Raw genomic sequence first — 12478 nt, 5'->3', positions numbered from 1 at the left:
GATATACTACTTACAATTCTAAATAAGTTAAGGAGAACATGCTTTGAAACAGACTTTCATTCTTACCGGAGTTTCCCTTGCATTTACAGTTGTCATCTCCCTGATCACGTATAGTGAGATTACCTTGCTTTCGTTTATCAATATCTCTTTTCTTATTTCTGGAGCTCTTTTGCTCAGCGGGCTTCTTATCCTTGTCACTCAGGGAGGCTTTTTTGATGCGATTACCCATAGCTTCCGTTCTGTTTTTCATACAAATAGTGCAGTTGACAAAGATGACATGGAAAGAATTCGTCCCCTTTCAGAGTTAGTATCATTGGAGGTATCACCTATCTTTCTCAGCGGGCTGCTGCTTGCAGTGCTGATGTTAGCAGGCCTATTTATGTATTATCAATAAAATACTATGGTATTCTTTCAATTAAATTGGTTGATAATGTTACTGATCTTTCATATAATGATACACAATCAAATGTTGAGCGATGATAAAGAGAAGTACACAGAGTAAAAGCTTTCAGAGAGCCCGGGATGGTGGAAAAGGGCAGCGGAGCCTGTGGAAATGGACTTTTGAGCAGCTGACTGAAGGTTTGGCAGCAAACTGGGTAGGATCAGCCGTTTCCTTGCGTTAAAAGGATAAGCAAGTGATTTTCGAGTTACGGAAATAATCAGGGTGGCACCGCGGTTCATTCGTCCCTTCCATACTAATGGGGGAAGAATGAACCTTTTTTGCATTTTGGCAACTGAAAAGCCTCCCCTGTAAGTACTTCAGGATATAGTACAATCTCGCTGAACTAAATTTTTTATAACAAAGGAGAAGAAACCAATGAAAACGATATTTTCCGGAATTCAGCCCAGCGGCTCCATTACACTAGGCAACTATATTGGAGCATTAAAACAGTTTGTAGAGCTTCAAAATGAGTATGATTGTTACTTTTGTGTGGTGAATCAGCATGCCATTACTGTCCCGCAGGACCGACTGGAGCTGAGAAAAAACACCAGAAGCCTTGCAGCGCTTTACCTTGCTGTTGGAATTGACCCTGATAGAGCAACATTGTTTATTCAATCAGAAGTTCCTGCACACACTAAAGCCGGCTGGATGCTTCAATGTACAGCTTACATCGGAGAGTTGGAGAGAATGACACAGTTTAAGGATAAATCTTCCGGAAAAGAGGCTGTCTCTGCCGGACTTCTCACGTATCCGCCGCTGATGGCTGCTGATATTCTTCTATATGGAACAGATGTGGTACCAGTTGGTGAGGATCAGAAGCAGCATTTGGAATTAACAAGAGATCTTGCAGAACGGTTCAATAAAAAATACAACGATATCCTGACAGTGCCAGAGGTGAGAATCGCCAAAGAAGGTGCGAGAATTATGTCGCTTGCGGAGCCAACTAAAAAAATGAGCAAATCTGATCCCAATCAGAAAGCCTTTATTACCATGCTCGATGAACCCAAAACCATTGAAAAGAAAATTAAAAGCGCCGTAACTGACTCGGAAGGTATTGTGAAGTATGACAAAGAAAATAAGCCTGGCATTTCCAATCTTCTTACCATATATTCAGTTTTGAAGAATATTCCAATAAGTGAGCTCGAAGTCAAATACGAGGGCTCCAACTATGGAACCTTTAAAGCTGACCTGGCAGATATTGTGAAAGAAGAGCTTGCTCCTATCCAAAAACGCTACCATGAGCTGATGGATTCTGAAGAACTTGATGATATTCTCGATCATGGAGCACAAAAGGCAAATGAGAGAGCGAATAAGATGCTTACCAAAATGGAAAATGCAATGGGTCTATCCAGAAAAAGAAAATAATACACGAAAGCCGCAGCTAAACGCTGCGGCTTTTTATCCGGATAAAACAATTCTTTACGATAGCAGTTGACATCAAAGTATAATACCGTCGGCTTTAATTGACCTTGGTCTCCTGCTCCAGCTCCCAGAGCTTTTCAAAAAACGGATTTCCCTTTGTTAAATTCTCGCAGAGCAGTAAATGCTTATCACTCCAGCCCGGCAGCGTTTCTTCGTAGAGCAGCTCCCATATTTGCGAAAAATCCTGATCTTTAATTTCTTCATATCTTCGCGGATTCCATTCTGTATACCAGTACTTGATTTCAGATGTGTTTTTTGTTGCCTGAAGCTGGTCGAGGGCCATAAATAAAAGCTGCTTCAGCTGACGTTCTTTCCTAGTCAGCCCTCTCATATGATCTGGAGAAAGCGCCAGTATATGATATTCTTTGCTGCTGAAATATTCCGCGGCTTCAAATGGGTAGGAGTCAGCTTCAATGTCCTTTACCATTTCATACACCAGCTGTTCCTGTCTTGGAATCAGCCTGCTCTTTCTAATGGGAATGGAATATCCAATCGTATCTATGGCCAGTATGCCTGTCCCGTCCGTGACCACAAAACAATAATCAAGCTGAATACGCTCATGGTTTTTTCTTATGTAAGCTTTTTGATGAATACCTTTGAGCAAACTTTGTGGCAGCTCAGATAAATCATTTTCAATATAATGAAACATAACAGGGTCTACTTTTATTAAGGGAACTTGATCAAGGAGTTCAACCGTGTCATCTTTTCTCCACTCATGAAAATGACATATATTATATCCGTTCTCTTCCCCTTCAAACCAATTCACCCATACATCATGAAGAAACAACATTTTTTTACCCCTCACTTCGTTACCATTTGTCTTTCAGTATAGGCAGAGGGGAATTTATTTATTCCAAATTATGTTTTTTTATCTGTTCAATGTATTACTTTTCTTGAACCAAAATATATAAAGAATTTGAAGAAGTTGGCCGCCCCAAAGGACCCTTTACATATGGACAGCCTTCCCCTCTGTTTATTTTTCAGCTTTTGGATCCAGAGCATCTCTCAATCCGTCTCCAACAAAGTTAAAGCTCAGAACTGTCAGTAAAATCAGCAGCCCTGGAAAGAGCGGGTACCACCAGGCAGTCAGGAGAATCGTATAGTTCTGGGCATCCTGCAGCATATTGCCCCAGCTTGCAGTTGGAGGCTGTATGCCCAGTCCTAGATAACTTAATGCAGATTCAGCCAGAATAACCCCTCCAATATTCAGAGTTGCCGTTACAATAATCGGTCCCATGGCGTTGGGAAGAATGTGAGAGAAGATGATTCGGCTGCTTCTTGTGCCAATTGTTTTAGACGCTAATACAAACTCCCTCGTTCGAAGGGATAGGTATTCTCCGCGTACCAGCCTTGCTGTCGTCGTCCACCCAAGTAAAGCAAATATAATGATCAGCTTATCTACGCCCGGCTTAAAAATTGTAACAAGGGTGATCAGCAGAAAGATTGAAGGAATGGATAAGATGATATCTACTATTCTCATTAAAACTGAATCTAGGAATCCACCGAAATATCCTGCGGCTGCACCCACTGCAGTGCCGATGGTGATGCTGCCCAAAACAGATGCAAATCCGACCAGGAGGGATATTTGAGCACCATAAAGGAGTCTGGAAAACAAATCCCTTCCAAATTTATCGGTACCGAGCAAATGTTCCTGGCCAGGAGGTGAAAGCCTTTTTAACAAATCCTGCTGCTCAGGAGCAAACGGAGCGATAATCGGTGCAAGAATTGCCGAGGAAATAACCGCAAGCAGAAAAACCAACCCAATCACTGCCAGCTTATTTTTAATAAACCTTTTGCAGAGTATATGTGTCAGCGTATCCCTTTTCTTTTCCGCCACAGGGGAAACAGCCCCATGAGGCGGCGGCACAGTTTTAAGCTGATTCATAGTTTCCCCCCTAATATTCTATTCGTGGATCGAATATGGCATAAAGGATGTCCGCAATCAAATTGCCTGCTATGACAAAGACCGCTGACAAGACTGTTAGTGCCATTAAGACAGGATAATCTCTCTGAAAAGCTGATTCAAAGAAGAGAAGCCCGATACCAGGCCATGAAAATACCTTTTCAACAACCACAGCTCCTCCTATAAAACCGGGAAGCAGCAATCCCAGTATCGTAATGACCGGGATGAGCCCGTTGCGCAAACCATGTTTATAAATGACCTTAGTCTCCTTAAAGCCTTTGGCCCGTGCAGTTCTAATATAATCTTGCTTCAGCACTTCAATCATGCTTGATCTCGTATACCTTGTCAGTCCTGCCATATCTGCAGAAGCCAAAACAAAAGCTGGAAGAAATAGATGGTGAATTCTGTCCCAGACACTAAAATCGGCGTTTAGCGTTGAAACGCCTCCTGTGGGAAACCAGCCCAGATTAACTGAAAATATCATAATAAGAATCAGACCAAGCCAGAAATTTGGAGTTGCCAGGCCCAGGAATGATGTAAAGGTTAAGGTATAATCTACTTTGCTGTAAGGACGCGAGGCTGACAATATACCTAACGGAATAGAAATTAAGATTGCTAAAACAGTAGATGATATCATTAATAAAAGCGTGTTGGGGATACGGTTCATGATCATTTCACTGACCGGTACGCCCTTCTTGATTAAAGATGTTCCAAATTCTCCTTGAGCCATATTGCCTAACCACTTCAGGTACTGAATATGAACAGGCTCGTTCAGACCGTATTTTTCCATAAACTTTTCCTTATCAGCCGCGTTGATTGTAGGATCCATAAGCAGTGAGGTTGGATCTCCCGGAGCCATGCGTATTATGGCAAAGGATAGAATGGTAATCCCCAGCAGCAAGGGAATGGCAGTAAGCACACGGCGAAAAATATAGGCTGCCATCTTCATCACTTCCTTTCTTTAAAAACAGGGGAAGAGTATCCACCCTTCCCCCTGGCTCCCTATTTCCTCAACCACCAATGATAAATTTTGTAAAAATCATTCTTAGCGTGAAACTCGTATCCTTCAAGAGCATCCGGCATGGCATTATGGACATTAGGATAATACAGGAAAGTATATGGCTGTTCTTCTGCTATTATTTTATAAATATCAGTATAGGCGTTCTTGTATTCTTCCCGGTCAAGAATTTGGCGGGCTTCATTTATCAACTTATCAGCCTCTTCATTCTCCCACCATACAAAGTTCAACCCCTGCTCCATCTGGCTTGAATGGAAAATGTCATACTGATCAGGAAAGGTTGCAAGGCTCCATCCAAGAATCATTGCTTCATAATTCCAGTTTGGTGCTGAAATCTGTTCAATGAACGCACTCCATTCTACAATTTCAGGTTTTACTTCTATACCAACTTCTTTTAGCTGCTGCTGCACTATAACGGCCACATCTTCCCTTACTTTATTCCCTTGGTTTGTTTTGAGTGTAAACGAAAACTTTTTACCCTCCTTATCAAGAATGCCATCGCCATTCGAATCTTTCCATCCAGCTTCTCCTAATAACTGTTTTGCTTTTTCAGTGTCGTATCCGAATTTTGGAACGTCATTACTGTATGCCCAGGACAAAGGGCTTTCTGGCACATGGGCAACCTCTCCTTCTCCATTTAAGACACTGGCTACAATTGTTTCCCGATCAATAGCATGTGTGAGCGCCTGCCTCACCTTTACATCTTGAAACAGTTCGTTTTTCTCATTCCAGCCAATATAGGAATAGTTTAACCCAAGACCTGATTCCACCTTAATGCCTTTAAAATTTTTGACTGTCTCAATATCAGTGCTTGGAACCGCAGGAACATAGTGTACATCCCCTGCTTGCAGCTGGGCAATCAGTGCATCCATATCTGGAACAATTTTATATGTGACCGAATCCAGGTGAGGGCGTCCAAGAAAATAATCTTCATTTGCAACAACTTTGACGTACTGCCCGTCTTTCCATTCAGCAAACTTGAAGGGACCAGTTCCAACCGGCTTTTTGGTATTAAATTCATTTTCCCCAAGATCAGCTACCGGCACATCTTTTAAAATGTGTTCGGGAAGAATGCCATAGCTTAATGACACTGCGTAAAATGAAGCATCCTTTTGTTTTAATTTAAAGTCTACTGTATATTCATCTACTTTATTAATGCTCTCGATCATGTCAAAACTGGATCCGCGTTCTCCAGCATAGTCCTTGTTTAAGGGAATACTATACGTAAAAATAACATCATCTGCAGATAATTCTTCTCCGTCATGAAATGTAACCCCCTTCCTAATTTTAACCGTGTATGTCAAACCATCCTCTGATTGCTGTATATCTTCCGCCAAATGAAGTGCTGGCTCAAATTCGGTATCTGCAGAAACCAGGCCGTCATATATAAATCCTTCAATATCTGTACTGGAGGTGTCTGTTGAATACAGAGGATTAAACAAAGTTGGGGACCCGGTTGATCCGACAATTAAGTCTCCCCCCTGCTGAGGTTTCTCAATTGCTTCTTTTTTCTCGCCCTCCCCGGAAGCTGGAGCTGGTTTTGATGATTCTTTCGGAGTACAGGCAGCCAGAAACAGGGACAGCATTAAAAGTAAGCATAAAACAAAAAATAACGATTTTTTTCGATTCATCTTTCTTCCCCCTTTAAACATTTTGGCAGCTATTTACTGTCTTGCTGTACCTCCCTTTCATTTTTTTATGTTAAACCTGCCGGCTATTCATAGAGATGGCAGGCAACAAAATGATTTCGCTTTACCTCTTTATAAATAGGCTGTCTCTCTCTGCATCGGGCTTCTGCAGAAGGGCATCTTGTATGAAACGCACATCCTGCAGGCGGATTGGCCGGATTAGGGAGCTCCCCTTTCAACACGATCCGCTCCCTTCTGTTTCTGCCTTTTCTCCCCGGAACAGGGACAGCAGATAGCAACGCCTGGGTGTATGGGTGAAGTGGCGCTGAGTAAAGACTATTTTTATCCGAGAGCTCCATTAATTTGCCCAGGTACATGACACCCACCCTGTCACTAATATGACGGACTACACTTAAATCATGGGAAATGAATAAAAGAGCAAGCTGCAGCTCGCTTTGAAGCTCTTGCATTAAATTCAAGATTTGTGCTTGAATACTGACATCTAAAGCAGACACCGGCTCATCGGCAATAATGAGTTCAGGGTTTAGTGCAAGCGTTCTGGCAATGCCAATCCTCTGCCGCTGGCCTCCTGAAAATTCATGAGGATATCTATTGCTGAAAGAAGGATTTAATCCCACTTTTTCAAGGAGCTCTTCAACTTTTCGATCTCTTTCCTTAAAGGAATATAATCCATGTGCTATAAAAGGCTCTGTTAAGATGGATTTCAATGTTTTTCTGGGATTCAATGAAGCAAAGGGATCTTGAAAAACCATTTGTATATGTTTTCTCATGCTTTGCCTTAACACAGGTTCTCTTGCATGAGTTATATCTTTACCTTTAAAAAACATTTTTCCTGAACTTGGCTCATATAGCCTGATAATGGTCCTGCCCAAAGTGGATTTTCCACACCCTGATTCTCCCACTATTCCTAATGTTTCTCCCCTATTTATTTGAAGTGTTATGCCATCGACTGCTCTAACGTGTCCAACTGTTCTCTGCAGCAAACCCGACTTTATCGGAAAGTGTTTGGACACACTTTCAAGCCTTAAAAGCGGGTCTTTTTCTTTCATGAAGTTGTCTTTGGATGCTTCTGAAGTTAATAGAGGCATATTATAGATCCTCCTCATGTAGGAAGCAGCGGACAGCCCTTGATTCAGAAATGTTGTATAAAGGAGGTTTTTCTTCAAGGCATTTGCTGAAAGCTTCCGGACATCGGGGAGCAAATCTGCAGCCCCCTGGAAGCTGGTCTGGCGCTGGTACACTTCCCTGGATTGAATATAGCCTGCTTATTTCCCCATCTAAACTCGGTATGCTGGCCAAAAGTCCTTGAGTGTATGGATGCAGAGGTTTATCAAACAAGTCATCTGCATGTGCTTCCTCCACCACCTGCCCGCAATACATCACAATGACTCTGTCAGCGACTTCAGACACAACGCCCAAATCGTGCGTAATCAAGAGGATAGACGTATTAAATTTTTTACTGACTTCCTTCATTAATTCGAGTATCTGCGCCTGAATTGTTACATCAAGAGCAGTAGTGGGTTCATCCGCTATCAGCAGTCTTGGATTACAGCTCATCGCCATTGCAATCATCACTCTTTGCCTCATCCCGCCTGATAACCGGTGAGGATAATCGGCAAGTATCTGCTCAGGTCTTGAAAACCCAACCATCCCCAGAAGCGTAACTGTTTTTTTCAGCGCCTGCTCTCCTGTAAGCTTCTGATGGCATTCAATCACTTCTGAAATCTGCTCCCCAATTGTCATGACCGGGTTCAAGGAGGTCATAGGTTCCTGAAAAATCATAGATATTTCATTTCCGCGGATTTTACACATATCATTCTCTGAAAAATTCAATAAATTTTTACCGTTAAAAAGGACTTGACCGTCCACAATCCTTCCTCCAGGTGAAGGCACCAGCTTCATAATAGATAGTGAAGTCATGCTCTTTCCTGAACCCGATTCCCCTACCAGGGCAACTGTTTCTCCTTTATGTATTTTAAGATTCACCCCGTCTACTGCAGGAAAAAAGTTTTTATCTCTGTAAAAATATGTTGTTAAATTGTTCACTTCTAATAGTAGTGACATTGGCTCACCGCCTGATAGAGAATAAAATAAACATTTATTGCAGGATATGATGACTAGTCCGCAAACATGATAAAATTACAAAAATTCAAACTATTTATTCGAATAGTCCGACTTTAATAAAAAAAAAATAAACCTTTTCAGGTTTTATGAAATACTTCCTTTATAACTTCTTCACTTTTTACCGAAAGCAAGTCTTTCGTCTTTTTTCCGGTTACTTCCATATATTTTTTAACGGTAAAGTATCCAACTGCATAACCAAGCATTTTGGGATATAGCCCGGTACCAAACATTAGCTTTGTAAACCTCTTGTCACTGCGATCCAGGGTGTTGTTTTCTGAAAAATATTTTAACCAGAAGGAGGTTAGCTGTGTATCTGTGTAAAAAGCCGTCCAGCTTGCTGTATATTTTTCCCCAAAGCGTTCCCGGACAGCATTTTCAGCCAATCCTTCCAATATCATTGTATCTAGTATTGTATACTTTTCTTCATCTTTTCTATCCTTTGCAAGCCTGCAAACATGATGATATTCATGTGTAAAAACAGCAGAAACTTCTTTTTTATTACAATCGGGTGATAAAAACAAAAACAGCTTATCTTTAAAAGCCAAGCCAGACTTTCCTTTATATTCCTTCTGTATTTTCCTGTTACTTACATCACAGGGAAAAATAAATATCGAAACATCCGGCCCCTGCCACAAATTCTTTAAATAAGCTTCTTCCTTTTTTATGAACTCCCACATTCCATGCTTTTTAAAAGCGCTTAACGTGCTGCTGCAGGGCGTATGCCGGTTAAACATTCCATAATCACTTAGATATCTGGCAATTTGATACTCGTTCAACGGTTCAAAGTATACTCTGAGCCTGCGGCAGATTTCTTCAGGATCACAGGACTCTTCCAGCCACTTTGCAGTATCAATTACACTCACTATCCTCACCCCCTCCAACATCTTATGATTCTTATGAAGAAGGGGTTAAAGAATTCACTGGCTGCAGATTGGAAGATCACCAGGAAATGAGAAGATAATGGACAAGAAGTTTAGGTGTCTTCCTTGCGTTTTATCGAAATTTTTCAAAAGAAAAAGGGCTGCACAAGGCAGCCCTATTCCATTTTACTGTTCAAATTTCTTGAATACGATGGTCGCGTTATGCCCGCCAAATCCAAGCGAGTTGCTTAGAGCAGCATACACGTCCATGTTTCTTGCCTCATTCGGCACATAGTCCAAGTCACATTCTGGATCAGGTGTAGCATAGTTGATTGTAGGAGGTACGATTCCCTCTTTTATTGCAAGTATTGAAAAGATTGCCTCAATGCCTCCTGCAGCCCCAAGCAAATGGCCTGTCATAGATTTAGTTGAGCTGATGGAAAGCTTTTTAGCATGTTCTCCGAAAACTTCTTTAATGGCCAATGTTTCAAACTGGTCATTATATGGGGTACTGGTTCCATGTGCATTTATATAAGAAATCTGCTCAGGAGCAAGGCCGCTGTCTTCGATGGCCTGTCTCATTGCCCGAACGCCGCCTTCTCCGCCTGGAGCAGGGGCAGTTATGTGGTGTGCATCTCCAGTTGCTGCGTATCCAACAATCTCCGCATAAATGTCTGCTCCCCTGTTGAGCGCATGCTCCAGCTCTTCAAGTACGAGAATTCCTGCACCTTCTCCCATTACAAAGCCGTCCCGGTTTTTATCAAAAGGCCTGCTCGCAGTATTGGGATCAGGATTTGTAGAAAGTGCCTTATTTGCCGTAAAGCCGGCAAATGACATTCTGGTCAGCGGTGCTTCTGTTCCGCCTGTCACCATCACATCTGCATCTCCGCGCTGAATGACTTTAAAAGCATCTCCAATTGAGTTTGTTCCGGTTGCACAAGCAGTAACCGTACAAGAATTAAATCCTTTAGCCCCAAGTGAGATGGATACCTGTCCTGCAGCCATATCAGGAATCATCATTGGAACAAAAAATGGGCTTACCCTTCTGGCTCCCTTTGTCAGCAATGTTTCAAACTGATTTTCAAAGGTTTCCATCCCTCCGATGCCTGACCCGATCCATACACCGATACGGCCGGCATTCTCATCAGAAATCTCCAGCTTTGCATCTTTCACAGCCATTTTAGAAGCAATTACAGCATATTGTGTAAATCTGTCCATTTTACGGGCTTCTTTTTTGTCCATATAGTTTTCAATCTCAAAGTCCTTTAATTCAGCAGCGACCTTGGCGGGATAATCATCTGCATTGATTCTGGTCAGCGGTCCGATGCCCGAAACGCCTTTTTTTGCATTTTCCCAGGAAGTTTCAGTATCATTTCCAAGTGGAGTCAGTGCTCCCAAACCTGTTACTACTACTCTTTTTTTCTCCATCCTTCTCAATCCACCTTATGTAAATATTCGTCTCACTATTTCAGCAAGGGTATGAACTTTTCAGCGTCCCCAGCGAAGGGCAATGGCTCCCCATGTTAAGCCTCCGCCGAATCCAACCAGGACCAGCAAATCTCCATCTTTGATTTTACCAGCTTCCAGCTCTTCTACAATCGAAATCGGTATAGAGGCTGCAGATGTATTTCCGTATTTCTGTATGGTGTAAGACATTTTTTCCGGCGGCAGTTCAAGTCTTTCCCTCGCTGATTCCATGATTCTGATATTTGCCTGATGCGGAATCAGGAGGTCTACATCCTCTTTTGTCAGGCCGGCTTTATTTAATACATTCATGCTGGACTCACCCATTTGTCGAACAGCAAATTTAAAGACTTCTCTTCCATTCATAAAAATATAGTCATCTTGATATAAATGCTTTCTGCCTGTGCCGTCTGCACCAAGCTCAAATGAAAGAATGCCTGCTCCGTCACCAACTTCTCCCAGAATGACTGCACCAGCACCGTCGCCAAACAACACAGCTGTATTTCTGTCTTCCCAATCTACAATCTTAGAAAGCTTTTCAACACCTACTACCAAGACATACTTGTATACATTGTTTTCAATAAATTGCTTAGCTGTCACCATTCCATAAATAAAGCCTGCACAAGCGGCACTTACGTCCATTGCAGCAGCCTTGCTTGCTCCCAGTTCTTCCTGAAGCGTGCAGGCAACCGAAGGAAAAGGCTGATCCGGAGTAACTGTAGCTACAAGAATAAGTCCGATTTCTTGTGGATCAATTCCTGCCTGCTCTATTGCATGTTTCGCAGCAGCCACAGCCATATGGGAAGTATTAACTTCTTCAGAAGCTATGCGCCGCTCTTCAATCCCGGTCCTTGTTCGAATCCACTCGTCAGAAGTATCCATTTTCTTTTCAAGATCATGATTGGTTAATATATGTTCAGGAGTATAACGCCCTATTCCAATTACGCCTGCGTTCATTTGTTGCAACCCCTCTTTTATAATCAATTATTAGTACTTGGTACTAATGTTAACTCAATTTCTTTAATCTGGCAATAGTGTTGCAAAAGTCTATACTCATTGTTATCTGCCTTCATAAAATAGTGCAAGGCACCTAACCAAAGGGGGGAATATATCATGAGTGAAGAGAGAGACCGTTTTTCACAATTTATGTTCGGAAATAGGAGATCCAGAGTGGATAACCGGGAGGAAGAACAGCAGAGGAAAGCGATAGATGAGGATGAGGAGCTGGGTGGTCTGGACATAGAGCCTGCCTCTGAAATTCCGCAGATGAATATGGAATATTTTCAAATTCTGGGCCAGCTCGATGATATTATGACAAGCATTCAAGATCTTAAGCCGCTGATTGGAGAAATATCGCCCCTGCTGCAATTTATTAAACAAAAAATGAAATAAAATAAAGCGCCAGCCGGCGCTTTATTTTATTTCATTCAGGCTGTCGAGAAACTCTCGGCAGTCTTTTATTTTTTTCTTTTTACTTTCCCAATTCACCGCGTTAATTTGGTATAATATAGGTAATAATTCTAGGATGGTGAATGGGATGTTTAAACCAAAAAGAGAATCACAAAATGAAGCGGAATTTGTTTTTATTGAAGACTT

13 protein-coding genes and 1 other annotated feature are annotated in these 12478 nt (G+C 41.9%); of the genes, 3 read left to right on the top strand and 10 right to left on the bottom strand.

All coding sequences use genetic code 11. From position 1 onward, the window contains the following. The first annotated feature begins 43 nt into the window (after nucleotides 1-43). Complete coding sequence (locus GJU40_RS15965; protein ID WP_154309071.1) at nucleotides 44-394, top strand: DUF3899 domain-containing protein; 351 nt, start codon at nucleotides 44-46, stop codon at nucleotides 392-394. 73 nt (nucleotides 395-467) lie between these two features. Next, nucleotides 468-692: a binding site (T-box leader), on the top strand. A gap of 125 nt (nucleotides 693-817) precedes the next feature. Next, nucleotides 818-1807 (top strand): tryptophan--tRNA ligase, encoded by a 990-nt coding sequence (gene trpS, locus GJU40_RS15960; RefSeq protein ID WP_154309070.1) that lies wholly within the window; start codon nucleotides 818-820, stop codon nucleotides 1805-1807. A 94-nt stretch (nucleotides 1808-1901) separates the two neighbouring features. Here trpS and GJU40_RS15955 read toward each other — a convergent pair whose 3' ends face one another. From GJU40_RS15955 to GJU40_RS15915, 9 genes are all read right to left on the bottom strand, one after another. Beyond that, nucleotides 1902-2654, bottom strand: a complete 753-nt coding sequence (locus GJU40_RS15955; RefSeq protein WP_154309069.1) for a YjbA family protein — start codon at nucleotides 2652-2654, stop codon at nucleotides 1902-1904. 183 nt (nucleotides 2655-2837) lie between these two features. Next, nucleotides 2838-3749: an oligopeptide ABC transporter permease gene (gene opp4C / locus GJU40_RS15950; protein WP_154309068.1), complete on the bottom strand. Its 912-nt coding sequence runs from the start codon at nucleotides 3747-3749 to the stop codon at nucleotides 2838-2840. Nucleotides 3750-3759: 10 nt separating this feature from the next. Further along, a complete protein-coding gene (locus GJU40_RS15945; RefSeq protein WP_154309067.1) occupies nucleotides 3760-4710 on the bottom strand; it encodes an ABC transporter permease in 951 nt (316 codons plus the stop codon). 59 nt (nucleotides 4711-4769) lie between these two features. Beyond that, nucleotides 4770-6416 carry a peptide-binding protein gene (locus GJU40_RS15940; protein ID WP_154309066.1) on the bottom strand — a complete coding sequence of 549 codons (1647 nt, stop codon included), beginning with the start codon at nucleotides 6414-6416 and terminating at the stop codon, nucleotides 4770-4772. A gap of 83 nt (nucleotides 6417-6499) precedes the next feature. Further along, the gene (locus GJU40_RS15935; protein WP_281350728.1) at nucleotides 6500-7522 is read right to left on the bottom strand and encodes an ABC transporter ATP-binding protein; all 1023 of its coding nucleotides are present in this window, start codon (nucleotides 7520-7522) and stop codon (nucleotides 6500-6502) included. 1 nt (nucleotide 7523) lies between these two features. Then, a complete protein-coding gene (locus GJU40_RS15930; protein ID WP_154309065.1) occupies nucleotides 7524-8498 on the bottom strand; it encodes an ABC transporter ATP-binding protein in 975 nt (324 codons plus the stop codon). 137 nt (nucleotides 8499-8635) lie between these two features. Continuing rightward, complete coding sequence (locus tag GJU40_RS15925) at nucleotides 8636-9421, bottom strand: DUF2268 domain-containing putative Zn-dependent protease (RefSeq protein WP_170289434.1); 786 nt, start codon at nucleotides 9419-9421, stop codon at nucleotides 8636-8638. Nucleotides 9422-9604: 183 nt separating this feature from the next. Further along, nucleotides 9605-10846: a beta-ketoacyl-ACP synthase II gene (gene fabF, locus GJU40_RS15920; RefSeq protein ID WP_154309063.1), complete on the bottom strand. Its 1242-nt coding sequence runs from the start codon at nucleotides 10844-10846 to the stop codon at nucleotides 9605-9607. 60 nt (nucleotides 10847-10906) lie between these two features. Further along, nucleotides 10907-11839: a beta-ketoacyl-ACP synthase III gene (locus tag GJU40_RS15915; protein WP_154309062.1), complete on the bottom strand. Its 933-nt coding sequence runs from the start codon at nucleotides 11837-11839 to the stop codon at nucleotides 10907-10909. A gap of 156 nt (nucleotides 11840-11995) precedes the next feature. Between GJU40_RS15915 and GJU40_RS15910 the strand changes: the two genes are divergently transcribed. Then, nucleotides 11996-12274, top strand: coding sequence for a hypothetical protein (locus GJU40_RS15910; protein ID WP_154309061.1), 279 nt, complete (start codon nucleotides 11996-11998; stop codon nucleotides 12272-12274). 21 nt (nucleotides 12275-12295) lie between these two features. Here the strand turns inward: GJU40_RS15910 and GJU40_RS20855 are convergent. Next, on the bottom strand, nucleotides 12296-12478 hold a 183-nt coding region (locus GJU40_RS20855; protein WP_212029870.1), incomplete at its 5' end, for a hypothetical protein.

It is taken from the genome of Metabacillus lacus, from assembly GCF_009674805.1.
Taxonomy (GTDB): domain Bacteria; phylum Bacillota; class Bacilli; order Bacillales; family Bacillaceae; genus Metabacillus_C; species Metabacillus_C lacus.
This window is presented reverse-complemented; position numbering and strand designations above follow the sequence as displayed.

Excerpts from the sequence above, each read along its gene's own strand:
- trpS (WP_154309070.1), top strand. The coding sequence starts at position 818 with ATGAAAACGATATTTTCCGGAATTCAGCCCAGCGGCTCCATTACACTA.
- GJU40_RS15955 (WP_154309069.1), bottom strand. The coding sequence starts at position 2,654 with ATGTTGTTTCTTCATGATGTATGGGTGAATTGGTTTGAAGGGGAAGAG.
- opp4C (WP_154309068.1), bottom strand. The coding sequence starts at position 3,749 with ATGAATCAGCTTAAAACTGTGCCGCCGCCTCATGGGGCTGTTTCCCCT.
- GJU40_RS15945 (WP_154309067.1), bottom strand. The coding sequence starts at position 4,710 with ATGGCAGCCTATATTTTTCGCCGTGTGCTTACTGCCATTCCCTTGCTG.
- GJU40_RS15940 (WP_154309066.1), bottom strand. The coding sequence starts at position 6,416 with ATGAATCGAAAAAAATCGTTATTTTTTGTTTTATGCTTACTTTTAATG.
- GJU40_RS15935 (WP_281350728.1), bottom strand. The coding sequence starts at position 7,522 with ATGCCTCTATTAACTTCAGAAGCATCCAAAGACAACTTCATGAAAGAA.
- GJU40_RS15930 (WP_154309065.1), bottom strand. The coding sequence starts at position 8,498 with ATGTCACTACTATTAGAAGTGAACAATTTAACAACATATTTTTACAGA.
- fabF (WP_154309063.1), bottom strand. The coding sequence starts at position 10,846 with ATGGAGAAAAAAAGAGTAGTAGTAACAGGTTTGGGAGCACTGACTCCA.
- GJU40_RS15915 (WP_154309062.1), bottom strand. The coding sequence starts at position 11,839 with ATGAACGCAGGCGTAATTGGAATAGGGCGTTATACTCCTGAACATATA.
- GJU40_RS15910 (WP_154309061.1), top strand. The coding sequence starts at position 11,996 with ATGAGTGAAGAGAGAGACCGTTTTTCACAATTTATGTTCGGAAATAGG.